We start from the raw sequence: 25,350 nt of genomic DNA, 5'->3' as shown, positions 1-25,350 counted from the left end.
CCCCGTCGGGCCCGGCCGGCGGCCGGGGCCGGGGCCCGACGCGCGGGCGGACCGGAGGGGCCGCGCGGACCGGCCGGGCCGGGCGGACCGCGCGGACCCGGCGGGTCAGCGTGCCTTGACCTTGAGGGACGTCATCATGCCCAGGTCCTCGTGCTGGGCCATGTGGCAGTGGAGCATGTACGTGTACTTCTCCGAGGCGAAGTCGGTGAAGCGCACCGCGATGCGGATGCTGCTGCCCTGGGGGACCGCCACGGTGTCGCGCCAGCCGAGTTCGGCGCCCCGCGGCTTGCGCCCGCCGACCGAGACCAGCTGGAACGGCACGTCGTGGATGTGGAAGGAGTGGTCCCGCGGGGAGCGGTTGACCACCTCCCACAGCTCCAGGACGTCCTTGCGGACCGTGATGGTGGCGCGGTCCATCGCCTCCATGGTGGTGCCGGACACGCCGTCGATGCCGAGCAGGCCGCCGTTCTCGGTGAGGGCGATCCGCCGCGGCCTGAGGCGGGAGGTGTCGAAGCGGCGGATGGTGTTGAGCCGGGACGGCAGCGCCCTGGGCCGGGGGGCGCCCCTGGCGGGGAGCAGCCGCAGGAAGTCGTGGCTGCCGTCGCGGCGGCGTCCGACCCGGGTCCGGACGGCCGCGCGGAGGGTGACCGACCGGTCGACGTCGACGACGACCTCGGCGCGGCAGCCGGCGGGCAGCCGGACCGCGCCGGTGCTGAGGGGGCCGGGGAGGAGCGCGGACTCGGTGGCGACCTGGACGAGGGGGCGGCCGTCGGTGCGGGTGACGACGAGCTCCTCGGCGAGGCAGGCGTTGAGCAGGCGCAGGCGCACGCGCCCCCGGGTGGCGGTGAAGTCCAGCGGCGCGCCGTCGAGGGGTGCGCCGTTGACGACGAAGGGGAAGGAGACGTCGCGGTCGGCGAACCCGTCCGCGTCGTACCTGATGCCGCCGTCGTCGCCCACGGCGACGCTCTGCAGGATCACCGGGACGTCGTCGGTGCCGTAGGCGCCGGGCAGGGCTGCGGAGCCGGCCGAGGCGTCGTCGACGATGAGCAGGCCGGCCAGGCCCCAGGAGATCTGGCGGGCGGTGCGGTCCATGGTGTGGGGGTGGTACCAGAGGGTCGCGGCCTCCTGCTTCACCGTGAACTCGGGCGACCAGGTCTCACCGGGGGCGAAGGCGGAGTGCACGCCGCCGTCGGCCTCGGGCGGGACGTGGGCGCCGTGCCAGTGGACGGCCAGGTCCTCGTCGAGGTCGTTGGTGACCTCGAAGCGGACCTTCTGCCCGTTGCGCACCCGGAGGGTGGGGCCGAGGTAGGAGCCGTTGAACCCGGCGCTGCTGCTCCGGACCCCGGGCAGCAGCTCGTGCGTGCCGAAGGCGGCGCGCAGGGGGAAGACCCAGGCGCCGTTGCGGCGGGTGGGGACCAGCATCTCGGGTATCGGGAGCCGGGTGGCGGCGGCCGCCCTGCCTGCCGGCAGTACGAGTCCGGTGGTGCCGAGCGCCGCGGAGGCGGCGCAGGCGAGGCCCGCCATGAAGCGTCGCCGGGAGATGCCCGGCCGCCCGGGGAGGTGTGCGGGCGGAGCGATGTCGTCCATACCTCAGGACGCTAACCAGACTATTTATGTGATTAACGGATCATTAGACTGCTCCACTCGAACAGCGGCAGACGGGCCCCCGGAGAGGGACGGCGGGCCACGGGAAGGCGCAGCCGGGGGTCGTGTCCGACCGTCAGCAGCGGTCTCCCCCGGCACCGGAGGCCGGGGCGGCGGACCCGCGGGGAGAGGGACGCGGCACCGGCGGCGAGCCGGACGGAAGGGGACGGCGGGTGCAGGACGGGCACGGCGGCGGCCCCTCATCCGTGGTCCGCCACCAGCCGCACCGGGTCCAGGCCGCCCGCCGCCAGCGCCGTCCGCAGCTCCTCCTCCACCGCCGCCGGCTCCGACACCAACCGCTCCGACGCCAGGTAGACCACCCGCACCCCCAGGTGCTCCATCCGGTGCTGGCAGGCGCGCACCCACGCCGACTCCCCCTCGCTGACGCAGCGGACGTCCGAGTCCAGCTCCACCGCCACACCGCGCCCCGGCCAGAACACGTCCGGCACCGCGACGAAGGTCCCGCCCCGCATCCGCAGTTCCACGCCGCAGACCGGCTCCGGCAGCAGCCACCCTGCCAGCAGCCCGCGCAGGGTCTCCCGGGCCCCCTCCCGGACGGCCGCCAGCACCTCGTCCAGCGCCGCCCGCACCGGCACCGCCGCGAGCAGCCCCGCGTCGCGCAGCTCGGCCGCCAGCTCGCGCACCGGGCAGCCGCGCTCCGCGACCGCCTCCCGCAGCAGCGCCCGGACCGCACCCGGGCGGGACACCACGTCCGACGAGGCCAGCGTGTCGGCCACCGCCCGCGCCATCGGCGCACACGCCAGGCCGTGCACCAGGCGGGCCTCCAGCGACCGGTCGGTGCGCAGGATCCGCACCTCCCCCGCGTCGCGCAGCCGCCGCTGACGCGGCACCAGCACGTCCACCCCGTACACGGCCGGCAGCCGGGGCACCGAGGTGAAGCCGTACAGGGCCAGCGCCGCCGCCCCGGTGATCACCGGTGCGCCGCGGCGCTCCGCCATGCCGTTCTGCGCGGCGTACAGCAGCGCCGCCCACATCCGCTGCTCGGGCGTCGGAGGGTCGGGCTGGAGCACGAAGACACGGGGCAGGATCCGCTGCCAGGGGCCGCCGTGGCGGCAGTGCTCGGTGATGGTGCGGGCCGGAACGCCCCGCGAGCGGAGCTGACTGGCCGTCACCACGTTGCACTGCAGACGGGCGAGGTCGTCGAGGGAGGGGACCGGAGAGGGGGTCTGGTGGTTCATGGCCCCACCATCCCCGGACGCCGCCGTCGGCTCCCCCGAAAACGGCCGCTGTTACAGGCCCGTCGACGACCCGGGACGCACCGGGGCTAAAGTCCGCCTACCCTCACCCGAACAGACCACGAACGACCGTGCCCCGCTTCACCCGTGCGGAGCAACCGCAGGTGCGGGGCCCTTCGGGCCGGACGCCCCGGGGACCGGACGGGCCGCCCACCCCCGGGCGGCCCACCGGTCACCCTGGGTCACTGCCGGTAGGGGTCGGGCTGCTGGTACGGGTTCTGCTGGGGCTGGCTCTGCGGCTGGTGCGGCTGCGCCTGGTGCTGCGGGGGAAGGCCGGGCTGCGCGTAGGGGTTGGGCTGGGACGGCTGCGGCGGGTACGCCTGGCCGTACGGCTGCGGCGCGCCCCACGCCGGGCCCGGCACCTGGCCCTGGCCCTGGCCCTGCGGGTGGGCCTGCTGCCCCTGGTACGGGGGCTGCCAGGGCTGCGGACGCCCGCCGGGGCCTCCCCCGCCCGGGCCGCCCGGACCGCCCGGGCCGCGCCCGCGCCGCCGCACCACGAGGACGGCGCCGACCACGGCCGCCAGCACCACCACGCCGCCGGCCGCCGGCACCCACGGCGGCACCCCGCCGCCGTCCGCGGCCGGGCGCGCGGCGGAGTCGCCGCCGGCCGCAGCCGTCGCCGAGGCGTCCGGATCGGCCTGCGACTCGGGACGGTCCAGCAGCGGGTTCCCCTTCGGCGCGGACGGCAGGTCCATGGTCAGCGCCCGCTTGGGGCTGGCGATGCCGTAGCCGTACCGGGGGTTGGGCACGCTGCTCCCGTCGGGCGGGGCCACCGCCGACCTGATCAGCCGGGTGATCACCTGTCCCGCCGTCAGCTGCGGGTACTTCGCCCGCACCAGCGCGGCGACGGCGGAGACGTACGCGGTGGCGTCGGAGGTGCCGCTGCCCATGTTGTAGGCGGCCGGACCGGTGTTCTTGGCGTGCGGCACATGGACGCCGGGGGCGACCAGCGTGACCTCGGAGCCGCGGTTCGACTTCTCCCAGACGTCTCCGCGGACGTCGACGGCGCCGACGGCGACGACCCCGGGAACGGCCGCCGGGTACTCGACTCGGTCGAAGCCGTTGTTGCCGGTGGACGCCACCAGGACGACGTCGTGGTCCACGGCGTAGCGGACGGCGGCGCGCTCGTCGCTGCCGCCCCCGGCTCCGCCGAGCGACATGTTGACGACCTTGGCACCGTGGTCGACCGCGTACCGGATGGCGTCGGCCACCCGCGTGTCCTGGGAGGAGAGGTCCAGGGTGTCCTTGGCCAGGTGCACCTTCACAGGAAGGATCTTCGCCCTGGGCGCGAGGCCCATCACACCGTCCCGGCCGCCGGGGCCGTGGCCGTGGCCGGCGATCAGGCCCGCCATCTCGGTGCCGTGGCCGAGTTCGTCGGTGCGGCCGTCCGACGAACCGCCGGAGAGGTCGGCGCCCGGCAGGATCTGCCCGGTCAGGTCCTGGTGGCCGGCCTCCACCCCGCTGTCGATGAGGCCGACGACCACGCCCTGGCCCTGGCTGACGGGCCAGACGTCCTTGGCCGCGCTGTACTTGAAGAGGGGCCACTGGGCGTCGCGCACCTGGTCGGCGGCGGCGCCGCCCGCTCCTCCTGCCAGCAGGAGGGCTGCTGCGGCCGCCACGGCCGCGACGCGTCCTCGTGCTCCGATCCTCACCAGCGGCCACCTCGCTCGATCATGCGACCGCCCCGCGGTCCTGCGCGCGGGGCGGTCGTCCTGGACGGTCATTCCACCACGTGGGGATTGGGGACGGCCCCGTCGACCCAGGTGTCCTCGTCCTCGACGAGGTAGTCGGGCCGGTCGCCGTGCCGGTCCTCCTCGCGCCTGCGTCCGCCGTGCACGGCACCGCCGGGCATCGCGGCACGGCCTCCGCCGGATGCCCCTGCCCGGCGGCCGGGGCGGCCGCCGCCGGGCTGTCCGGCCCGCAGGCGGCTGCCGAGCCCGGTGCCGCCCTCGGTGAAGGTGCCGGCGCCGTGCCCGCCCGGGACGCTCTCGCCGACGACGCCTCCGGAGCGGCCGGTCAGCCGGGAGCCGCGTCCGGCGTCACTGCGGGCACCGCCCGACACGCCTCCGGCGGCCCCGGCGCCGTAGCCGCCCATGCCACGGCCGCCGCCGGGTCCGGCAGCCGCCTCCCCGGAGGCCCCGGAGGCCCCGGCGGCAAGCGGCGTACGGCCCCCGGCAGTTGTCCGACCGACCCCGGCCGGGGCCTCACCGCCGGAGTCCGCGAGGACGCCCCGGCCGGAACCGGGGGCGAGCCCCCCGGAAGAACGGACACCTCCGGCGCGGCCGCCGGCGATGAGGCCACCACCGGCGCGCCCGCCGCCGATGAGGCCGCCGCCGGTCGCAGGAGCACCTCCACCGGGTCCCGGTGCGGGGCGGCCGCCCCCGGTGACGGCCGGTCCGGCTCCGCCGACGGCGGGCCCGGCAGGGGGACCGGGGGCCCGGACGCCTCCCGCGATCCCCACGGAGCCGCCGGTGCCGACCGCTGCGCCGCCCGCCGGCCCCGGGGAGGCGGCGGCCGGCGGCACGGAGGTCGCCGTACCGCCGTGGACGCCCGCGTCGGTGGCCGGGGCGGCGTGCGCGACACCTCCCCCGGGGCTGCCCTGCAGCACCGAACCAGGAGTCCTTCGCGCCCGGTCGTCGGCGCCGCCGCCTCCCGAGGCGCCGGCAGCCCCTCCCAGGCCCGCACCGATGATGACGCCGCTGATCGCCCCCGCTCCCGTCGGGTCGTCCGGCGGAGGAGACCAGTTGTCCTCCTCGTCGTCGTCACCGGCCCTCGGCGGCCTCAGCACCGCGGCCGAGTTCTCGTAGCGCTGCGCCAGGGTGCGCATGACGGCGACGGCCTGCTGCTTGCGGGCGGCGGCCTCGCTCCGCCGGGTGTCGGCGTCGTCGGCGCCGAAGAGGCCGGAGACCTTGTCGTCCACCCAGTCGGTCGCGCTGTCCCAGCCCGACGGCTCGTCGGGCATGGCGGCCTTGGCCTCGGCGATCGAGTCGGAGACGATCTCCAGGGTGACAGCCGTGTCGTTGGCGTACTCGGCGGTGTTGTTGACGCGGTCGGCCAGCCTGTCCATGTTCGCGTGGAAGGCGTCGCTGGCCCGGCCCTCCCAACCGGTGGTGGCCTGGCCGGCGTAGGACTGCAAGGCCGTGCGGACGCCCTTGAGGGTGTCGTAGGCGCGCCGCCAGGGGTCGGCGGCGCGCATCACGGCGCCGGGGTCGAGGGCGTCGACCATGGCCTTGAGCTGGCCGTGGCTGTAGCTGTCGAAGTCGGTGGCGGCGTCACCCATGGCGGTCCTCTCCGTTCCCCGTCACCACGTGCCGCCCTGCTGCGCCTCGGCCGGGGTCGGCGGCGCGTCCTGGGACGACGGGGAGGGGTCCGCGGCGGCCCGGCGCATCGCGGCGGCGGTGCCGTGCTCCTGCTCTTCGTAGTTGCGGGCCGTGGCTTCGGCGTTGCGCTGGGCCTCGCCGAGGGCCTGGTGGAGCGTGTCGAGGACGTCGCGGAGCGCGTCGCGCATGATGCCGTACCGCTCGTCGAGCCTCCGGGCCTCCGGGAAGAGGCCGAAGCTGGAGGCGGCGACCCCGCTGCCGGCGTGGACCCGGTCCCCGCCCGCGCCGGCCTCGAACTCGGCGAGCAGCCCGCGCACCCGGGCGGCGAACTCCCGCAGGTTGTCGATCTTCACCTGGTAGCCCGTACCGGCCACAGCCTGCCTCCCCCTCGGCCCTCCGGCGACACAGCGCATCCATGTCTAACACACGGCCGTCCGTCCGGGAACGCGGCACCGCCCCCGACGGCTGCGCACCGGGCGGCGGGGCGAGGGGGCGGGCCGGCGGCTCCCGGAGGTGTCAGTACGTCAGGAAGCCGGTGGTGTCGACGGTCCAGGGGCCGACCGGGACGTGGTCGCCGAAGACGTGGTCGTGGCGGGCCCGGTAGCGGGGCTGCCCGTCGGGGCCGGGGCCGGGGCCGGGATCGGAGAGGACGGAGAGGGTGCCCGTGCGGGGGTCCACGATGAGGTAGAGGGGGATGCCCATGGCGGGGTAGTCGCGGGTCTTCTGCGTGTAGTCGTTGTCGGGGTTGGACGCGGAGACGACCTCCGCCACCAGGAGCACGTCGGCAGGGTCGACGAAGGCGTCCTCCTCCTCCAGGACGGCCTCCGGGAGGACGACGAGGTCGGGACGGCGCATCCGGCCCAGCGGTACCGACTCGATCTCCGGACCGCTGTGGGCGATCACGCCGGGGCGGGTCCGGGCGAGCTGGTCGTTGAGCTGGCGCCCCAGACGGAAGGTGATGAGCTCGTGCCGCTTGACCGGGCTCATCATCATGACGATGCCCTCGGCGCCGATCTCCACGGCCCAGACGGGCGGGGTCACGGGCAGCTCGTCGGCGATGGCCCGGAGGCGCGCGTAGAGCGAGGGGTCCATGGGGGGCTCCGCAGGTCGGGTGTACCGATTCTACGAGCCGTCCCGCAGGGCGGCGGCCAGGGCGCGGCGGCACAGGGAGTCGGCCCGGCGGGTGGTCTCGGGCAGCCGGTAGCGGGGGGTGAGGCGCAGGGTGTGGGCGCAGGCGCGGTCGAGGGAGACGCCGTGGCCGACGGAGACGTGGACGGGCTTGACCCCTTCTCGGGTGCGCAGGGCGCGGCCGACCTCCTCACCGCCGTCGAGGAGGGGGCTGTGGTCGCCGCGGCGGGGTCCGGGGGGCTCGCAGGTGAAGGTGAAGGTGAAGGTGGTCTTGGCGACGCCGAAGGAGGGGATGCCGGTGAGCAGGCCGAGGTGGCTGGCGAGGCCGAGGCGCCGGGGGTGGGCGACGCCGTAGCCGTCGCAGACGACGAGGCCGGGCCGGACGGTGAGGCGGTCCAGGGCGTCGAGGACGGCGGGCAGTTCGCGGAAGGCGAGGAGGCCGGGGACGTAGGGGAAGGCGACGCGGCCGACGGCGGTGGCCCGGTCGACGACCGCGAGGGTGGCGGCGTCGAGGACGACGGCCGCGGCGGCGACGAGGTCGTGTGCGTCGTCGTAGGCGACGTCGACGCCGGCGACGGTGCCGCCGGCGGCGGGGTCGGGGCCGGGGCCGAGGCGGTCGACGAGGGGGCGGAGCCGCTCCTGTTCGGCGACGGCCTCGGCTTCGGTGCGGGGCAGGGCGGCGGGAGTGCTCACCCCGGGGAGGCTACCGGGGCGGGGCCGCCGCCGGGCCCCGGGAGGGTCGGGCGGGGGCGGGCGGAGGGCGCCGGGGCGGGCGGGGCACAGGGGCCCGGGGCGGGGCTGGGGAAGGCCCCGGCCCAAGGGCCCGGCAAAGGGCCCGACAAAGGGCCCGGCAAAGGGCCCGGCCCGCCCCGAACGTGTCGGGGCGGGCCGGGCGCGGGTGGTGCGGGGTGTTACTTGACCGGCTTCACGCGGACGACGGACTCGAGCTTGTCGGGGCTCTCGTACACGACCTCGATGCTGGTCCTGGTGTCCGGCACCTGAACGCTGCTGTACGGGTTGTCGGCGTACCAGTAGGTGCCCGTGTGGTCGTTGAAGACCGGGACGCCCTTCTGGGACGGGACGGTGGTGGCCGCGTCGGCCCTGTGCAGGGTCAGGGAGTCGGTCTTGTCCAGGCCGAAGGCGGAGTCGTAGCTCTGCATGCGCGGGCGCATGAGGGCGCCGTCGGCCCAGTGGAGGGGCTTGGCGTGGGCGTCGACCGGGAGGACGAGGCCCTTGCCGGGGTGGTCGCTGACGTTGTTGTCGGTCTGCGAGCCGTCCCAGTACCAGACGACGAGGCCGTTCTGGTACGGGTAGTGCTCCACCCAGTCCGGCTTCGAGGCGAAGCCGAAGTTGTACGGGCCGGTCTTCAGCGTGGTGTCGTAGGACACGTACTGCCGGTTCTCGGCCAGGTAGTACTGCGGGTACTCGTTGGTGACGGACCCGGTGATGCGCTGGAAGCCGTCGGCCGCCCAGCCGTTGTCGCCGTTCTCCACGCCGTCGCTGAAGACGGTGGAGCCGTCGGCGGTCACCGCGATGTCGTCGAGGGCGAGGCCCTTGTAGTGCAGGCCGCCGTCGGTGACGTAGTGGAACCGGACCTTGACGGCCTTGCCCGCGTAGGCGTCCAGCGGGTAGGCCAGGTCGCCCCAGACGGCCTTGTTGCCGGTGAGGCCGGCCTTGCCGCTCTCGTTGTGCGGGATCGGCTCGCCGTTGAAGGTTCCGTCGAGGACGGTCCAGTTGGCGCCGCCGTCGGTGGAGACCTCGGCGTAGCCGTAGTCGTAGTCCTGCTCGATGTCGTACCAGCCCTTGGCGGTGAGGGTCGCCGAGGACTTCCCGGTCAGGTCGACGTCACGGGCCAGCGAGACGTTGAGGTCGTCCGCGCTGCCGCTCCACCACTCGTAGGAGCCGTCCGCCGGGGTGTTGATGGCGGTGGTCACCGACTTCTTGGGGAGCTCGACGACGAGGCCCTGGGCCTGGGCGGTGTTGTACTCCGCCGGGCCGAGGCGGTGGCGGCTGGACTCGCCGACCTTGGCGGTGTCGTACTTGAGCCAGCCGAGCTGCAGCTTGCTCCACACGTCCATGTCGTCCGGCAGGTCGCCGATGGCGTCCTGGCCCTTGCCCATCCAGGAGCCGGAGGACATCAGGGACCAGAAGCCGATCGAGTTGTCCTGCGGGCCGACCGTGTCGTACAGGTCGGGCAGGCCCAGGTCGTGGCCGTACTCGTGGGCGAAGACGCCGAGGCCGCCGTTCTCCGGCTGCATCGTGTAGTCGCCGACCCAGATGCCGGTGTCGCCGGCCTGGGTGCCGCCGAGCTTGTTGAAGTCGGGGCCCGAGGTGCCCTGGCCGGTGGCGTAGGCGTACGAGCGGTGGGCCCACAGGGCGTCGGTGCCCTGGACGCCGCCGCCCGCCGACTGGTCCTCGCCGGCGTGCACGATCTGGAAGTGGTCGATGTAGCCGTCGGGCTCGTTGAAGTTGCCGTCGCCGTCGTAGTCGTACCGGTCCCACTGGTCGTAGGACGCGAGCTCGGCCTTGATGTCGGCGGTGGTGCGGCCCTTCGCCTGCTGGTCGGCGACCCAGGTGTTGACGCCGTCACGGATCAGCTGCTGCGCGTTGGCGCAGACGTGCGCGCCGCAGTAGTCGCTGCCGTAGCGGGCCTCGTTCCACGGGACCTTGACCCAGTCGGTGACGTCGCCGTCGACCGAGTAGCGGCCCGAGGACTGCTTCTCGTAGTAGGTCTTGAGCGAGTCGCCGGCCTTGCTGAAGTACATGTCCTGGTAGTGCTGCTGGTTGTAGTCCGGCAGCCAGTCCGTGGAGTTGTCCTTCGTGCGGTCCGGGGCGGCGATCGTGTTGTGCGCCGGGCCGGGCTGGCCGCCGTACTTGACGACGGCGGGCTTGGGCCCGCTGCCGTCGGGGTCGTACATGGTGGTGTTGTCCACCTGGTCGCCGAACTCGACCAGGATGGTGAAGATCTTGTCCGTACGCTCACGGCCGAGCTCGACGTACTTGTCCCGGGCGAGCTTCACGGTCTCGCTGCCGTTGCGGTTCTCGACCTTGGCGGTGCCGTCGAGGACCTTCTCCAGGGCGGCCTTGCGCTCGGCCTGCTGCTTGACGCCCATCGGGCCCGGCAGGTCGTGGTCGACCTTCTGGACCTGGGTGTCTGCCGGGTCGTGGCTCACCGGGGCGGCGTCCTGACCGGCGGCGGAGGCCGTGCCGGGCAGCGCCGCAGCGGCGAGCGCGGCTATGAGCGCCGCGGTCGCGGTACCCGCGACGGCTCTCTTGGTCGTCTTCAACGTGGTGACGTCCTCCCCATGACTGCCTGGTCCCTGGAGTCTGGCGGTGGCCGCCCAGTGAACCAGTGAGTACCAAGTGGAGGACATTTGATCGGACCGGTACGACAAAAGAAAGACCTTGACCCGCACATGACTTTGGCTTTAGGCTCCGCGCCCGCGTGCGCCCCTGACGGCACGTCACGGATGCACCCGTTGCGTGACGACTGCCACAGCCCGTCCACCGGGAGGTGAGCCCGTGCGCCCCCCGTGCACCCCTCCACGGGGGTTAGTCTGGTCTCACCAGCACATGCACCGGGTATCTGCACAGCGGATCTGCTGACGTCCCGACCGCCGTCCGCGCATCGCGCAGCACACGCACGGGAGGCACGGGCGGGGGGCCGGCCGATCCCACCCCGCCCCGCACACCCCCGATGCGAAGGACGGAACCGCCATGCCCCGCCCCACCCCCGCCCAGATCTGCTGGGGAACCCTCGCCGTCGTCTCCGCCACTACGGTGCTGCTCGCCGTGTCCGGCGCCGACAGCGTCCCCGCCGTCACCGTCCTGGTGGTCTTCGGACTCGCCCTGGGCACCCTCGCCACCGCGCTCCTCGTCCCCGGCCGCGCCCCCCGGGACAGCCGGGACGTCGCCCCGGGCGCCGTGCCCGGCGCAGCGCCCGGCGTACCGGGCCGGCGGATCCCGGCCGCCGCGGAGCGCGAGTACGCCGAACCGTCACCCGGGCGCCGCTGAGGCACGGCCGGAAGGGCTCCGGACGCCGCGCCCGGCGCGGCGCGGATGCCCGGAGTACCGGCGCACCCGCGGTCCTGCACGAAGCCGACCGGGCGTCAAGACGTGAAAGCGCCATGTCGACACGTCACCGGTCCGCCGCAGGGACGGGCGGACCGCACCGGTGCACCGCCGGGCGGTCGGGCCGCCGGTCCGCCGGGCCGCCGGCTCACGGGGCGGTGGAGACCACCACGGTCCGCACCGCCTTGTCGTGCACGCACTGCCGGTAGGGCTGGTCGAAGAGGCACAGTCCTCCGTCGACGACCACCCACAGGCCGCAGCACAGCATCGAGGGCAGGGTGTAGACGGCCGCCCTGCCCCACGCCTCCCCCGGGGTGGGCACGGCGCCGTCCGCGAGCCGGGCCACCCGCACCTTGACCGCCTTCTTGCCCAGCGTCTGGCCGTCGCGCGACAGCATCAGGCTCTCGTAGACCCAGTAGACGAGGCCGAAGACGAGGGAGAGGGCCACCTCGCCGCTCCGGGTGCCCCAGTCGAAGAACCATCCGAAGAGCAGGCCGCAGACGACGCTCACCAGGACGGCGTCGATGATGCGGGCCAGCAGCCGCCTGCCGCGGTTGCCGAGCGGCGGCATCCCCGGCACCGGGCCGCCGCCGGGCTCGCCGTGGGGCGGGGCCTGGCCGTAGGGCGGGGGCGGCGCCTGGCCGTAGGGGGACCCCTGGCCCTGCGGGGGCCACTGCCCCGGCGGGGGCTGGCCGCCCGGCGGGGGCTGCTGCCCGTACCGGGGCTCGCCGCCCGGGGGCGGCGGGGGCGCGGCGCCGGGCGGGGGCGGCTGCTTGTCGAACGACGGCGGGCCGGAGCCCTCCTGCTCGGGGCCCGGTCCGGGCGGCTCCTGGGTGCTCATGGTCCGAGTAGAACACCGGGGGAACGCCGCCATCCGGACACGGACGCGCCGATACGGCCAAGCGGGTCAACGGGTCTCAGTCGTCCGCCGCGACGAAGGTCCCGCCCGCCTTGTCGTGCCAGCACTGGCGGAGCGGGCGGTCGAAGAGGCACCACAGCGAGTCCAGGAAGCCGCCGAGCAGCACCGCGCCCAGCAGCTGCTGCACCAGCCAGCGGCGCACCGAGGCGCCGAGGCCCGGAGGCCGGCGGGACTCCGTGTCCAGCACCCGCACCCGCAGCAGGCGCTTGCCCGGAGTGCGGCCCCAGCGGGCCGTGGGGACGGCCTCGTAGAGGAAGCCGATGCAGAGGACCACCAGCAGGAACAGGCCCGCCTTGCCGAGCACCGTCGGATCGATGAGCCACACCCGCACGGACCGGCCGGACGCCTTGGCGGCGTCGATCTTCTCCTGCAGGTGGTGCACGGCGGAGGACGCGAGCGGGATGCCCACGGCGGCGGCGAGGGCCGCGACGACGAGGGTGTCGACCGCGCGGGCGCACAGGCGCCTGGCGTACCCGGCCGGCCGGGCCCTGCGGCGCTCCTCGGCGGCCGCCTGGCGGCGGGCCGCGGCCTGCGACGGCGCGGGGCGCGGGGCGGCCGGCGCCGCGTCGGCGGCAAGGGTCCCGGGGGCCTTCGGCGGCGCGGCGTCGGAGGGGCGGGGGGCGGCGTCGCGGGTGGGGATCCTCGTCCGGGTCGCCTGGTCGGCGGGGGCGAGGGCCGGGGCGGGGGCCGGAGCGGGAGCGGGGGCGGGGGCGGGGACGGCGGAGGGCCGGGTGCCGGAGGAGCGGTCGCAGGGCGCGGCGGGGGAAGGCCGGTCGGCCGCGCTGGCAGCGCCGGCGCTGCCGGCGGCGGGCTTCCCCGACGCCGGGGCGGTCGGGTTCGCGGACGCCGCGGGTGCGGGCGCGTCGGTCCCGGCGGACGCCCCGGCCAGGCCGGATGCGGGCTTCCCCGGCGCGGCGGGGGCAGCGGCGGCGGCCGACGCGTCCTCGGTCCGGGGGGCGGCAGGGCGGCCGGTCCCGGCGTCGGCGACCCCCCAGGAGACCCACCGGGGCTCCGCCTCGGACTCCATCAGTCCGCGCTGTCTCAGCGCGTCCGCCTGCCAGCCGGACCGGGCGTCCCGCCCCTCCGGGGAGCCCTGCGCACCGGCCGGGGGCCCCGGTTCGGCCCGGTCGGTGGCGGGGGCCGCCGCTCCGGCCGGGGTCGGGGGCACGGCTGCGACCGCGGCCGCGGTGTCGTGCCGGGCGGGGCCGCCGGGGGCCGGGGACGGCTCGGGGGTGGCGGCCCGGGACCGGGGGGTGTCCGCGGCCGGGGACGCCGGGGCCGCCGCGGCGGGGGACGCCTCCGGCAGCGCGGGCCGGGCGGCGGGGGGCGCCGCGGCCTCCGGGACGCCGGCCCGAGGGGCGTCGGACCGGGGGGCGTCGGCCGGTGCGGGCCCCGGCTCCTGGACCTGCACGGGGGCCGGGCGGCGGACGACGGGGTGGGCGGGGGTCGCCCAGGGGCTCTGCTTGCGGTCGTGGGCCGGGAACGGCGAGGCCGGGGCGCCCGACGGGAGCGCGGCCGGGACGGGCCCGGTGCCGGGGCCGGTCGTGAACGACGTGCCGCCGGTGGTCTCGTCGAAGAAGACGGGGCCGGACTCGTCGAGCCGGGCCGGTCCGGCCCAGCCGCGGGCGGGGCCGGGCGGCAGGGCGGTCCGCTCGGCGGCGGGACCGGCCGGGGAGGCCGCCCGGGGGCCGGAGGACGCCGCCGGCGCCGCCGCCCCCTCGACCGTCGGGGGGTCTGCGGGCTCCCCCGGGCCAGGGGGCTCGGCGGCGGCCGGGGGTGCAGCGCCGCCCCTGGGCTCCGCGGCGGCCGGGGGCTCCGCGGCGGCCGGGGCGCCCTCCTGCGCGGCCCCGCCCTCCGTCCCGCCGGGGACCGCCGGGGGCGGGACGGGCCGCGCCGTCGGCACCTGCCGCCGCGCCACCACGCGGGGCGGGGCGAGGACCTCCCCCGGCCGGGGCGCCGGCCGGGTGGTGCCCGGGGCCCAGCCGTGCCCGTCCCAGTAGCGGACGAAGCCGGGGATGGACGGGTCCGGGTAGTAGCCGGGCACCGGCGCCCCGGCCGTGGTGCCGGAAGAGGGTCGGTCCGTCATCTGTCCCCTGTCCCGTGGTCCGCTCTGGCTGTCGGGTGGTGGCCCCGCTCCTGGTACGCCCTCCCCCCGCCGCGGGTTCGAGGGCGGCGGCGGGACGCGGGGACCGCCCGGGCACGCATCGGTACAGGACGCACCCGAGCAGTGACAAAGCGTAGTACCCGCACGCCTCCCGGTGGGGCCGTTGCCGAAGGAAGACCCGGTCGGGGGGCCCGCCGCGCCCCCGGTGGACGGCGGCCGTCCGGCGCGGCCCCGCCGGACAGGGGAGGTACCGGACGGCGGAAGGCGTGTAAGAGTGCTCCGTCCGGGGGCTCTCACGTATCACGGACCGGTGGCGGGGCAGACGCGTCATGCCGCCGGGAGGCTCCGGTGCAGAGAGGAAGTCACCCCATGGAGACCTTGGTCGAGCACGAGCTCGAGCTGAACCTCGTGCTCTCGCCCGAGCGGAGTGTCCCCGTGCCCGCCCGCCTGTCGTACGGCGCGCACGACCCCTACGCCGTCCACATCACCTTCCACCTCGGCTCGGAGACCCCGGTGACCTGGGTGTTCGCCCGGGAGCTGCTGGCCGAGGGGACCTTCCGGCCGTGCGGGCAGGGCGACGTCCGGGTGTGGCCGGGCCGCGCCGACGGGCGGGGGGTGCTCAACATGGGGCTGAGCTCCCCGGCGGGCGACGCGCTGCTGGAGGCGCCGCTGGCGGCGGTCACGGCGTGGCTGGAGCGCACGCACCGGCTGGTGCCGCCCGGCAGCGAGGGCGACACGCTGGACCTCGACACGGGGCTGGCGCAGCTGCTGGCCTGACCTGCGGGACGGCCGGGGCCCGCAGGACGGGCCCCGGGCTGCGGCGTGCGGCGGCCCGGTCCCGGCCGCGCCGCCGTCAGCGGACGGGGGCGGTCTCGCGGCGCACGCCCGGCCGCTGGGCGGGCAGCGTCGCCGGGGTGCGGCGCAGGGCGGCCCGGCGGCTGCGGACGCGGGCCGCCGCGAGGGCGAGCACGGCGAGGCCGAGCAGCGGGTAGAGGGCGGCCGGGACCTGCTGCCAGACCGGCAGGTCCAGGTCGCGCGGCCCGTGGTGCGGCACCAGCCACATGCCGTAGGAGCAGAAGCCGAGGAGGACGACGCCCAGGATCGGGCGCCACCGGAGCCTGCGGACGGCCTCCGGCCGGGACCTCTCGTGGGCGGCCTCGGCGCCGAGCAGGACGGCGAGCGGCACGCACCACACCCAGTGGTGGGTCCAGCTGATCGGGGAGACCAGCAGGGCGGTGACCGCGGTGCAGACGACGCCCCAGGCCTCGGCGCGCGGCAGGTGCGGCGCGCTGCGCCCCGCCCACGCGGCGACGGCGAGGCCGAGGACCGCCGCCGCGGCGCCGGCCGCGAGGCCCGCGGTGCCGGGCTCGGCGGTGTGCAGGAGGCGGGCGACGGCGCCGCGCACGGACTGGTTGTCGACGATCTCGGTCTTGCCGACCCGGCTGGAGTCGAAGAGGTAGGTGGTCCAGAAGCCGTGGGAGGCCGCGGGGAGGGCGGTCCAGCCGATCGCGACGGTGACGAGGTAGGCGCCGAAGGCGGTGAAGGCGGCCCGGACCCGGCCGGTGAGCAGCAGGTACACGGCGAAGAGGCCGGGGGTGAGCTTGATGCCGGCGGCGATGCCGATGCCGACGCCCTTGGCGCGGCCGGCGTCGGACCGGGTGAGGTCCCACAGGATCAGGCAGAGCAGGGCGAGGTTGACCTGCCCGTAGCGCAGGGTGGTCCAGACGGGCTCCAGCCACACGCCGAAGCCGGTGGTGAGCAGGACGGCGGCCGGGCGCAGCTCGCGGCGCGGCCAGCCGGCCAGCCGGCAGGAGAGCCAGGCGGCGGTGCCGAGGAGGAGGGCGTTGCCGCCGGTGACGAGGAGGCGCAGCAGGCCGACGCCCGCCCACGCTGTCGGCACGAAGAGCATCGCGGCGAACGGCGGGTAGGTGGCGGGGAGGTCCCACTGGGAGACGCGGATGGTGTAGAGGTCCGTGCCGTCGAGCACGGCCCGGCCCTCCGCCCGGTAGACCAGCATGTCGATCATGGAGGTGCCGACGAGGTGCCGCACCACGGCGTACAGCGTCAGGGAGAGCGCCGCGGCGGCCGCGGCGGCCAGTGTGGGGCGGCGCGGCGCCTCGCGCAGCGCCCGGAGGAACGCCGGACCACCGCCCGCACGTCCCGCTCCGGCCGTCCCTGCCGGCCGTTCCTGCTCCACCACTGCCACGTCCGCACTCCGTTCCCACGTCGAACCCCGCGACCCTACCCGATGGCTCCGGCGCACCCCGGGGCCCGTGGGGAGGACGGACCGGCCCCGCGGCCCGGTTCCGGGGCACGTCCGGGGCGCCTGCCCCGGGGCGGCGGGACGCACACGGCGCCGGACGCGGCGGGCGGGTACCGGAACGGGGTGCCGGTACCCGCGGGCCCCGGCCTGCGGGCGGGCACGGGCCGGCGCGGGCCGGCGCGGGCCAGGCCGGTGCGGGTCCGCGCGGGCCGGCGGACCCGGTGCGGGTCCGCGCGGGCCGGGCCGGTGCGGGCGGGTCAGCGGCGGGAGGCGGCCCGGGCGCCGCCGCGGCGGCGGGAGGCGGGGCGGCGGGCGCGGGCCAGGCGGCGGCTGAGGCCCTCGGTGCGGGCCTCGGCGCGGGTCCGGAGCCGCAGCCGGATCTCGGTGCCGCCGAGCAGGGCGGACCGCCCCACGGCCATGTCGCCGCCGGTGGCCTCGGCCATCTTGCGCACGATGTCGAGCCCCAGGCCGGTGGAGCCCTCGCCGCCCTGCCCCTCGCCGCGGCGGAGCGCGGCCTCGGGGTCGGCGATGCCGGGTCCGGCGTCGGAGACCATGAGGATGACGGCCTCGTCGCCGGTGTGCACGTCGACGGAGAAGGCGGTGCCCTCCTTGGTGTGCCGGAAGACGTTGCCGAGGAGCGCGTCGACGGCGGCGGCGAAGTCGCCGCGCTGCACGGGGACCACGGCGGGGGCGTCGGCCCCGGCGAGCTGCCAGGCGCGGCCCTCGTCCTCGGCGAGCGCGGACCAGAAGCCGACCCGCTCGCGGATGACCTCGGCCGCGTCGCAGCCCACCGAGACGGCGGGCTGGTCGTCGACGGTGCGCCGGGCGGCGCGGATGATCTGGTCGACCTCCCGCTCCAGCTGGGCGACGGCGTGCCGGGTGGCCTCGGCGGCGTCGCCCTCGCCCAGGGAGGCGGCGTTGAGCCGCAGCACCGTGAGGGGGGTGCGCAGGCGGTGGGAGAGGTCGGCGGCCATCTCCCGCTCGGCGGCGAGGAGGTGGACGACGCGGTCGGCCATGGCGTTGAAGGCGACGGCGGCCTCCCGCAGCTCCTGCGGGGTGCCCTCGGCGCGGCGGCCCTCCACCGGCACCCGCACGGCGAGGTTGCCGGAGCCGAGCGAGCGGGCGGCGGCGGCCAGGCGGCGGGCGGAGGAGACGATGCGGGCGCCCATCCGGTCGGCGACGGCGACGGAGATGGCGACCAGGGCGAGCGCGACGAGGCTGAGGACGATCCAGGCGGTGGCGACGCCGCGGGTGAGGTCGTCCTCGGGGACGAACACCTCCACGACGGCCTTGCGGTTGATGTCGACCGCGATGGGCTGGAGGAGGGTGAAGCCGCCGGGCACCCGGACGGTGAAGGAGCGGCCGCGGCGGATCGCGGTGGCCAGGTCGCCCTCGGCCGCGCGGGCGGTGCCGACGGTGGAGAGCGCCTGCGGGGCGACCGTGCCGCTGGGCGGGGGGATGTGGACGGCGACGCGGCGGTCGGCCCCGGCCTGGGTGGAGGCGACGGCGCGCTGGAGGGCCTCGCGGTCGGTGGTGATGGCGAGCGCGGGGCCGAGCGCGGCGGCCTGCCGCTCGGCCGCGGCGAACGCCCGGTCGCGGGCCGTCTCACGGACCATCAGGCCCAGCGGGATGAGGAAGGCGAGCGCCACCATGGTGGTGCCGGCGATGGCGGCCTTCACCAGGGCCCATCTCACCGGTGGTGCCCCCAGGCGGTGTCGGCGGGGGCGTGGGGGGCGTGCGGGACGGCGTCCGACGGGGCCTCCAGGCGGACGCCGACGCCGCGCACGGTGTGCAGGTAGCGGGGGCGGGAGGCGGTCTCGCCGAGCTTGCGGCGCAGCCAGGACAGGTGCACGTCGATGGTCTGGTCGCCGCCGTAGGTCTGCCGCCACACCTCGGCGAGCAGCTCCTTGCGGGGGACGACGACGCCGGGCCGGGCGGCGAGGAAGGCCAGCAGGTCGAACTCACGGCGCGTCAGGTCGAGCATCGCGCCGTCGAGGGCGGCCTCGCGCCGCTGGAGGTCGATGTAGAGGCCGCCGACGCGGAGCAGCTGCGCGGTGGGCGACGCCCCGGCCCCGGCGCGGCGCAGCACGGCGGCCATGCGGGCGGAGAGGTGCTCGCCGGAGAAGGGCTTGGTGAGGTAGTCGTCGGCGCCGTCGTTGAGCAGCCGGACGATCTCCGCCTCGTCGTCGCGGGCGGTGGAGATGATGACGGGGACGTTGGTGAGTCCGCGGATCATCTTGAGGGCCTCGCTGCCGTCGAGGTCGGGCAGTCCGAGGTCCAGGATGACCAGGTCGCAGCCGACCTGGGCGACCTCCCTCAGCGCCTCCAGTGCGGTGCCCACGCTGCGGACGGCGTGGCCGGCGTCGGAGAGGTGCCGGATGAGGGCGGAGCGCACGAACGGGTCGTCCTCGACCACGAGCACAGTTGCCATGGCCCGCACCGTACGCCATACGGGTGATTCGCGTGCATGACATCGCGAGGCTCGCGATACGGCAGTATTGCGACGGTGCGGAGAGGGATCCTGCAGACCGGCGCGTGGGCGGCGGCCACCGGCGCGGCGGTGTCGCTGTCCTGGCTCGGTGTGCACGCGGTGCTGTCGGACGGCGCGTTCGACCCGCCGCGGACCCCGGCCGTCCCGGCGCCCGGCGCCCCGGACGGTCCTGACGCGTCGTCGACCCGGCTGCCGGAGGGCGAGCTGGGGCCCGCCACGGCGCGGGCGCCGCAGCCGTCGCGGACACCGCAGGCGCGCTCCTCCCCCTCGCTCGGGCGGGCGGGGAGGGTGCCCGGTCCGCGGCGGCCGGACGCCCCGCCGTCCGCGGGGGGCGCCTCCCCGGGGGTGCCCGGCGGCGACGTGCGGAGCGTGTCGGTGGACGGCGAGCGGGTGGCGGTGGAGTTCCACCCCGACTCGGCGGAGCTGGTGTCGGCGGCGCCCGAGCCGGGGTGGGAGATGCAGGTGTGGCACGGCGACGGGTGGCTGCGGGTGGACTTCTCCCGGGACGGCGTCACCGACTCGGTCTTCGTCACCTGGAACGGCCACCCGCCGGCGGTGCAGACCGTGGAGGGGTGACGGACCGTCGGTTCCCCGTGAGCCCCGGGCGCCCCGGGCGCCCCGGGCGCCCCGGGCGCCCCGGGCGCCCCGGGCGGGCCGGGCGGGCCGGGCGGGCCGGGCGGGCCGGGCGGGCCGGGCGGGCCGGGCGGGCCGTACCGCCTCGCCGGCCCGGCCGACGGGGCGTCAGACGACCTTGCCGGGGTTGAGCAGGCCGAGCGGGTCGAAGACGGAGCGGATGCCGCGCTGGAGCTCCAGGCCGACCGGGCCCAGCTCGCGGGCCAGCCACTCCTTCTTCAGCAGGCCGACGCCGTGCTCCCCGGTGATGGTGCCGCCCAGCTCCAGGCCGAGGGCCATGATGGCGTCGAAGGACTCCCGGGCGCGGGCGGCCTCGGCCGGGTCGGCGGCGTCGAAGACGACCACGGGGTGGGTGTTGCCGTCCCCGGCGTGGGCGCAGACGCCGATGGTCAGGCCGTGGCGGTCGGCGATCGCGGCGACGCCGTCGATCATCTCCGCGAGCCGGGAGCGGGGCACGGCCACGTCGTCGATCATGGTGGTGCCGAGCCTCTCCATGGCGGGCAGCGCCTGGCGACGGGCCTCCAGCAGCAGGTCCGACTCGGCGGCGTCGGCGGCCGGCACGACCTCGGTGGCGCCCGCCGCCCGGCACAGCTCCCCGACCGCGTCGAGGTCGGCGGCCGGGTCCGGGGTGTCGAACGCGACCAGCAGCAGCGCCTCGGTGGTCTCCGGCAGGCCCATCCGGGTCATGGCGTTGACGGCCCGTACGGTCGTGCGGTCCATCAGCTCCATCAGCGACGGGGTGTGCCCGGAGGCCATCACCGCGCAGACCGCGTCGCAGGCGGACCCGGTGGAGGGGAACTCGGCGGCCAGGACGAGCTGCGGCGCCGGGGCGGGCCGCAGCGCGAGGACCGCCCGGACGACGATCCCGAGGGTGCCCTCGGCGCCGACGAAGAGGCGGGTCAGGTCGTAGCCGGCGACGCCCTTGGCGGTGCGGCGGCCGGTGCGCAGCAGGCGCCCGTCGGCGAGGACGACGTCCAGGCCGAGGACGTACTCGGCGGTGACGCCGTACTTCACGCAGCACAGGCCGCCGGAGCCGGTGCCGATGTTGCCGCCGATCGTGCACGACTCCCAGCTGGAGGGGTCCGGCGGGTAGGCGAGGCCGTGCGCGGCGACGGCGCGGGAGAGGACGGCGTTGACGACGCCCGGCTCGACGGTGGCCGTGCGGTCGACGGGGTCGATGTCGAGGATGCGGTCCATCTTCGTGAGGGAGAGGACGATGCAGCCGTCGACGGCGTTGGCCGCGCCGGACAGGCCGGTGCGGGCGCCCTGCGGGACGACGGGCACCCGCAGCCGGGTCGCGGTGCGCATCACGTGCTGCACCTGCTCGACGGTGGCGGGGTGGACGACGACGGCGGGTGCGCCGGCGTCGCAGAAGCCCGCCATGTCGCGGCGGTAGGCGGCGGTGACGTCGGGGTCGGTGGCGACCGCGTCGGGCGGAAGGCCCTCGAGGAGCAGTTCGACCAGGTCGCTCATGGGTGCGTCGCCTCCCGGGCGCGGTGCGTGGGTGTCCCGGAGATCCACTCTTCCGTGCACGGCGGGTCCGGACAAGCCCCCCGGGTGGGCGGCGGGGCCCGGCGGTGTTCCGCCGGGCCCCGCCGCAGGCCGCTCGCGCGCCAGCAGCCGGCCAGAGGCCGCCGCGCCGACTCCGGCCGCTCGCGCGCGAGCAGCCGGCTAGAGGTTGCCGCGCCTTTCCTGCTCGCGCTCGATGGCCTCGAACAGCGCCTTGAAGTTGCCCTTGCCGAAGCCCATGGAGCCGTGCCGCTCGATCATCTCGAAGAAGACCGTCGGCCGGTCCTGGACCGGCTTGGTGAAGATCTGCAGCAGGTAGCCGTCCTCGTCCCGGTCGGCGAGGATCTTCAGCTCGCGCAGCTGCTCCAGCGGCACGCGGGTCTCGCCGACCCACTCCCCCAGGGTGTCGTAGTAGCTGTCGGGGGTGTCGAGGAACTCCACGCCCGCCTCGCGCATGGCCCGGACGGAGGCGACGATGTCGTTGGTGGCGAGGGCGATGTGCTGCACGCCGGGGCCGCCGTAGAACTCCAGGTACTCGTCGATCTGCGACTTCTTCTTCGCGACGGCCGGCTCGTTGAGCGGGAACTTCACCTTGCGGGTGCCGTCGGCGACCACCTTGGACATCAGTGCGGAGTACTCGGTGGCGATGTCGTCGCCCACGAACTCCTTCATGTTGGTGAAGCCCATGACCCGGTTGTAGAAGGACACCCACTCGTCCATGCGGCCGAGCTCGACGTTGCCCACGCAGTGGTCGATCGCCTGGAAGAACCGCTTGGCGGGCGGCGCGGCGATCGGCCCGCGGGCGGTGTAGCCGGGCAGGTACGGGCCGTCGTAGCCGGAGCGGTCGACCAGGGTGTGCCGCGTCTGGCCGTAGGTGGCGATGGCGGCGAGGACGACCGTGCCGTGCTCGTCCTTGAGCTCGTACGGCTCCTCCAGGGAGGTGGCGCCGTGCTCGACCGCGTAGGCGTGGGCGGCGCGGACGTCGGGGACCTCGATGGCGAGGTCGACGACGCCGTCGCCGTGGGCGGCGACGTGCTCGGCGAGGAACCGGCCGTGGTCGGTGTCCGGCTTGATCACCGAGGTGAGGACGAACCGGGCGCCGCCGGACTCCAGCACGTAGGAGGCGGTCTCGCGGGTGCCGGTCTCCGGGCCCGCGTAGGCGGTGCAGCGCATGCCGAAGGCGGTGGAGTAGTAGTGGGCGGCCTGCTTGGCGTTGCCGACGGCGAAGACCACCGCGTCCATGCCCCGCACCGGGAAGGGGTCGGCCTGGCCGGCGTGCGAGGGGCTGGTGAGCGGAGTGGTGTCGGTCATGGCGGCCTCCCTGTGGGGCGTACGCGTTCCGGTACCCGGGTTGTGCAGCTGTGTGCGCTCACCGTGGCGCCGCTCACACGGTTGCGCAACCGTTCGCCGGAGGGCTGGTCAGTCTGTACAGCGGTACTGCGGCCGGTGCAGCATTCCTGTACAGGTTGCGCACCGACGGGAGACGCCGTGGACGACACCCCTCTGGACGGCCTCGACGGCCGCCTCATCACCCTGCTCGCCGAGGAGCCCCGGATCGGGGTGCTGGAGTGCTCCCGGCGGCTCGGCGTGGCCCGCGGCACCGTGCAGGCGCGGCTGGACCGGCTGCGGGCCCGGGGGGTGATCCGCGGTTTCGGCCCGGAGCTGGAGCCGGCGGCGCTGGGCTACCCGGTGACGGCGTTCGCGACGCTGGAGATCGCCCAGGGGCAGGGCCGGGCGATCCGGGCCCACCTGGCGTCGGTGCCGGAGGTGCTGGAGCTGCACACCATCACCGGGCAGGGGGACATGCTCTGCCGGATCGTGGCCCGCTCGAACGCCGACCTGCAGCGGGTGATCGACCGGGTCGTGGGGTTCGACGGCATCGTGCGCGCCTCCACGGCGATCGCCCTGGAGAACCCGGTGCCGTACCGGGTGCTGCCGCTGGTGGCGCAGGCGTCCGGCACCGGCTGAGGGCCGGAAGGCCGGGGGCCGGAGGAAAGCGCCGGAGGGTCAGCAGGAAGGGACGGGGCCGCCGTTCCGCAGCGCCGCGAGGGCCTTCAGGGCGCCGTCCAGGGTGTCGACCGGGACCAGCCGCAGCCCCTTCGGGGTGTCCACCTTGGCGTCGGAGCACTCGGCGCGCGGGACGAGGAAGACGGTGGCGCCGTCGCGGGCGGCGGCCCGGGTCTTCAGCGCCACCCCGCCGACGGGTCCGACCCGGCCGGCCTCGTCGATGGTGCCGGTGCCCGCGACCACCCGGCCGCCGGTGAGGTCGCCGCCGTGGCCGTCGCCGTCGAGCCTGTCGATGATGCCGAGGGTGAAGAGCAGGCCGGCGCTGGGGCCGCCGACGTCGGCGAGGTCGAGGGAGACCTTCACCCGGCCGGGTGCCAGGTGCAGGTGGCGCAGGGCCACGGCGGTGGCCGCGTCCTGGGACTGCCGCATGTCGGCGGTGTTCTGCTTCTCCACCTCCTCGGTGGAGCGGCCGGAGGGGTAGACGGCCTCGCTGGGCACCACGGCGCGGGCCGGGTCGGGCCACGCGGCGAGGGCGTCGGTGAGGCTGATCTCCTCGCCCGGCGCGGTGGCGGCGATGGTGGTCATGCGGAGCTGCCCGCTGGTGCTGCGCACGGGGGCGCCGGTGATGGTGATCACCTGCTTGCCCCGGTACCGGCCGAGGGTGTCGGCGGTGATGCCGGGCTGCATGATCGTGTACGGCAGCGGGGCGAGCGCCGCGACGGCGTACAGCGCGGCGAGCAGCAGGGCGCAGAGGGCGAGGGCACGGACGCGGGGGGAGGGCAGGGCTGCAGGCACGTCCGGCATCAAAACACAGCCGGCGCGGGAGTGTGCACGCGGACCGCCCGGCTCGCCGGTCACGGCGGGGCCCGGCGGACGGCCGGGCGGCCGGGCAGTCGTGCAGGCGGGCGGCCGTGCAGTCGGTCGTGCAGGCGGGTGGCGGCCGGCCGGGCAGGCGGCCGGGCGCACCCCGGGCGGGCCGGCACCCTGCAGGCCCGGGGGCCCGGCGCGGGCGGCCCTGCGGGGGCCGGCGCCGGTCCGGGGCCCTGGTGCGGCCCGCGGCGGTGCGGGACGGCCCGGGGCCGGCCCGGGGCCTCAGCGCAGGGCGTCCGCGACCTCGGTGGCGGCCTCGACGACGCGCGGGCCGACGCGCTCGGGGACGAGCCCGCTCAGCATGACCACGCCGACGCTGCCCTCGATGCCGCTGAGCCCCACCAGGGCGGCGGCCGCACCGCAGGCGCCGGACTGCTCCTCGGCCCGGGTGATGACGAACCCCGGGTCGGGCCGGTGCCCGTTGCCGGTGGCGCGGGCGGCGAGGATGGCGCGGCCGGCGGCGCTGTCGTCGAGGGCGTGGCGCAGGCCGGTGCGGTACGCGACGTGGAAGTCGGTCCAGCTGGGCTCGACGACGGCGACGGCGAGCGCCTCGCTGCCGTCGACGAGGGTGAGGTGGGCGGTGGCGCCGAGGTCCTCGGCGAGGCTGCGCAGGGCGGGCAGTGCGGCCTCGCGCAGCAGGGGGTGCACGCGGTGGGCGAGCCGCAGCACGCCGAGGCCGACACGGGCGCGGCCGCCGATGTCGCGGCGGACGAGGCCGTGCTGCTCCAGGGTGGCGAGGAGCCGGTAGACCACGGTGCGGTTGACGCTGAGTCGGCCGGCCAGCTCGGTCACGGTCAGGCCGCGCTCGGAGTCGGCGAGGAGCTTGAGGACTCTGACGCCCCTGTCGAGGGTCTGGGAGGTCTCGGCGGTCACGACGCTCGTTCCTTTCCGCGGCGGTCACCGGTCCCGACGGAGGGACGGGCTCCGTTCGGACGCGCAGGGGCAGGCGACGGCGTCGTCGGCGTCGTCGGCCCCGCGGCGCTTCCCCCGTGGAAGCGTGCACGAAAGGTAGTGAGCCGGAAGCACTCAGCGGAAGTGGTTGTCCAAAATTCGGTCATGATCGTGACACCGCAGCGGTTCCATCACGGACATCCCGGTCGAAACGTCCGGTCACCGAGACCTTTCCGTGTCCTGG

21 protein-coding genes are annotated in these 25,350 nt (G+C 76.2%); 4 read left to right on the top strand and 17 right to left on the bottom strand.

What is annotated here, in order from left to right:
• Positions 1 to 105: 105 nt before the first annotated feature.
• The 8 genes from ACFY07_RS22440 to ACFY07_RS22405 all read right to left on the bottom strand — a co-directional run bounded on the left by ACFY07_RS22440 (position 106) and on the right by ACFY07_RS22405 (position 10,635).
• Positions 106 to 1,587 carry a multicopper oxidase family protein gene (locus ACFY07_RS22440; protein ID WP_390870984.1) on the bottom strand — a complete coding sequence of 494 codons (1,482 nt, stop codon included), beginning with the start codon at positions 1,585 to 1,587 and terminating at the stop codon, positions 106 to 108.
• Between the two features lie 257 nt (positions 1,588 to 1,844).
• Positions 1,845 to 2,843, bottom strand: a complete 999-nt coding sequence (locus ACFY07_RS22435; protein WP_390870982.1) for a hypothetical protein — start codon at positions 2,841 to 2,843, stop codon at positions 1,845 to 1,847.
• Between the two features lie 239 nt (positions 2,844 to 3,082).
• On the bottom strand, positions 3,083 to 4,552 hold the full coding sequence (locus tag ACFY07_RS22430) for a S8 family serine peptidase (protein ID WP_390870980.1): 1,470 nt from the start codon (positions 4,550 to 4,552) through the stop codon (positions 3,083 to 3,085).
• 68 nt (positions 4,553 to 4,620) lie between these two features.
• The gene (locus ACFY07_RS22425) at positions 4,621 to 6,180 is read right to left on the bottom strand and encodes a WXG100 family type VII secretion target (RefSeq protein ID WP_390870977.1); all 1,560 of its coding nucleotides are present in this window, start codon (positions 6,178 to 6,180) and stop codon (positions 4,621 to 4,623) included.
• Between the two features lie 21 nt (positions 6,181 to 6,201).
• Complete coding sequence (locus ACFY07_RS22420) at positions 6,202 to 6,594, bottom strand: hypothetical protein (RefSeq protein WP_390870975.1); 393 nt, start codon at positions 6,592 to 6,594, stop codon at positions 6,202 to 6,204.
• 142 nt (positions 6,595 to 6,736) lie between these two features.
• Positions 6,737 to 7,312 (bottom strand): Uma2 family endonuclease, encoded by a 576-nt coding sequence (locus ACFY07_RS22415; RefSeq protein ID WP_390870973.1) that lies wholly within the window; start codon positions 7,310 to 7,312, stop codon positions 6,737 to 6,739.
• A gap of 30 nt (positions 7,313 to 7,342) precedes the next feature.
• Complete coding sequence (locus tag ACFY07_RS22410) at positions 7,343 to 8,041, bottom strand: endonuclease V (protein ID WP_390870971.1); 699 nt, start codon at positions 8,039 to 8,041, stop codon at positions 7,343 to 7,345.
• A 218-nt stretch (positions 8,042 to 8,259) separates the two neighbouring features.
• Positions 8,260 to 10,635 carry an immune inhibitor A domain-containing protein gene (locus tag ACFY07_RS22405; protein WP_390870969.1) on the bottom strand — a complete coding sequence of 792 codons (2,376 nt, stop codon included), beginning with the start codon at positions 10,633 to 10,635 and terminating at the stop codon, positions 8,260 to 8,262.
• Positions 10,636 to 11,065: 430 nt separating this feature from the next.
• On the opposite strand from ACFY07_RS22405, the gene ACFY07_RS22400 reads away from it, so the two are divergent.
• Positions 11,066 to 11,362 (top strand): hypothetical protein, encoded by a 297-nt coding sequence (locus tag ACFY07_RS22400; protein ID WP_390870967.1) that lies wholly within the window; start codon positions 11,066 to 11,068, stop codon positions 11,360 to 11,362.
• Between the two features lie 205 nt (positions 11,363 to 11,567).
• Here the strand turns inward: ACFY07_RS22400 and ACFY07_RS22395 are convergent, their stop codons facing one another.
• Positions 11,568 to 12,260, bottom strand: a complete 693-nt coding sequence (locus tag ACFY07_RS22395; RefSeq protein ID WP_390870965.1) for an RDD family protein — start codon at positions 12,258 to 12,260, stop codon at positions 11,568 to 11,570.
• Positions 12,261 to 12,336: 76 nt separating this feature from the next.
• Positions 12,337 to 14,424 carry an RDD family protein gene (locus ACFY07_RS22390; RefSeq protein ID WP_390870963.1) on the bottom strand — a complete coding sequence of 696 codons (2,088 nt, stop codon included), beginning with the start codon at positions 14,422 to 14,424 and terminating at the stop codon, positions 12,337 to 12,339.
• A 387-nt stretch (positions 14,425 to 14,811) separates the two neighbouring features.
• Between ACFY07_RS22390 and ACFY07_RS22385 the strand changes: the two genes are divergently transcribed.
• Positions 14,812 to 15,219 (top strand): SsgA family sporulation/cell division regulator, encoded by a 408-nt coding sequence (locus tag ACFY07_RS22385; RefSeq protein ID WP_230745648.1) that lies wholly within the window; start codon positions 14,812 to 14,814, stop codon positions 15,217 to 15,219.
• Between the two features lie 76 nt (positions 15,220 to 15,295).
• Here the strand turns inward: ACFY07_RS22385 and ACFY07_RS22380 are convergent, their stop codons facing one another.
• From ACFY07_RS22380 to ACFY07_RS22370, 3 genes are all read right to left on the bottom strand, one after another.
• Positions 15,296 to 16,648: a glycosyltransferase 87 family protein gene (locus ACFY07_RS22380; RefSeq protein WP_390870961.1), complete on the bottom strand. Its 1,353-nt coding sequence runs from the start codon at positions 16,646 to 16,648 to the stop codon at positions 15,296 to 15,298.
• Between the two features lie 314 nt (positions 16,649 to 16,962).
• Complete coding sequence (locus ACFY07_RS22375; RefSeq protein WP_390870958.1) at positions 16,963 to 18,399, bottom strand: sensor histidine kinase; 1,437 nt, start codon at positions 18,397 to 18,399, stop codon at positions 16,963 to 16,965.
• The gene (locus tag ACFY07_RS22370) at positions 18,396 to 19,136 is read right to left on the bottom strand and encodes a response regulator transcription factor (RefSeq protein WP_390870956.1); all 741 of its coding nucleotides are present in this window, start codon (positions 19,134 to 19,136) and stop codon (positions 18,396 to 18,398) included. The genes ACFY07_RS22375 and ACFY07_RS22370 overlap by 4 nt, the downstream gene beginning before the upstream one ends.
• 75 nt (positions 19,137 to 19,211) lie before the next feature.
• On the opposite strand from ACFY07_RS22370, the gene ACFY07_RS22365 reads away from it, so the two are divergent.
• Positions 19,212 to 19,772, top strand: a complete 561-nt coding sequence (locus ACFY07_RS22365) for a hypothetical protein (RefSeq protein ID WP_390870954.1) — start codon at positions 19,212 to 19,214, stop codon at positions 19,770 to 19,772.
• Positions 19,773 to 19,937: 165 nt separating this feature from the next.
• On the opposite strand, the gene ACFY07_RS22360 is transcribed toward ACFY07_RS22365, so the two are convergent.
• Complete coding sequence (locus ACFY07_RS22360) at positions 19,938 to 21,302, bottom strand: FAD-binding oxidoreductase (protein ID WP_390870952.1); 1,365 nt, start codon at positions 21,300 to 21,302, stop codon at positions 19,938 to 19,940.
• Positions 21,303 to 21,500: 198 nt separating this feature from the next.
• A complete protein-coding gene (gene hppD / locus ACFY07_RS22355) occupies positions 21,501 to 22,649 on the bottom strand; it encodes a 4-hydroxyphenylpyruvate dioxygenase (protein ID WP_230745629.1) in 1,149 nt (382 codons plus the stop codon).
• 177 nt (positions 22,650 to 22,826) lie between these two features.
• Between hppD and ACFY07_RS22350 the strand changes: the two genes are divergently transcribed.
• On the top strand, positions 22,827 to 23,306 hold the full coding sequence (locus ACFY07_RS22350; RefSeq protein ID WP_390870950.1) for an Lrp/AsnC family transcriptional regulator: 480 nt from the start codon (positions 22,827 to 22,829) through the stop codon (positions 23,304 to 23,306).
• A gap of 39 nt (positions 23,307 to 23,345) precedes the next feature.
• Here the strand turns inward: ACFY07_RS22350 and ACFY07_RS22345 are convergent, their stop codons facing one another.
• Positions 23,346 to 24,149: a S16 family serine protease gene (locus ACFY07_RS22345; RefSeq protein WP_230745625.1), complete on the bottom strand. Its 804-nt coding sequence runs from the start codon at positions 24,147 to 24,149 to the stop codon at positions 23,346 to 23,348.
• Between the two features lie 288 nt (positions 24,150 to 24,437).
• On the bottom strand, positions 24,438 to 25,088 hold the full coding sequence (locus ACFY07_RS22340) for an IclR family transcriptional regulator (protein WP_230745623.1): 651 nt from the start codon (positions 25,086 to 25,088) through the stop codon (positions 24,438 to 24,440).
• Positions 25,089 to 25,350: the final 262 nt, after the last annotated feature.

The sequence above is a fragment of the Streptomyces sp. NPDC001380 genome, from assembly GCF_042895785.1.
Taxonomy (GTDB): Bacteria; Actinomycetota; Actinomycetes; order Streptomycetales; family Streptomycetaceae; genus Peterkaempfera.
Note: the sequence above shows the minus strand (reverse complement) of the source record. Positions and strands in the feature narration are given on the sequence as shown.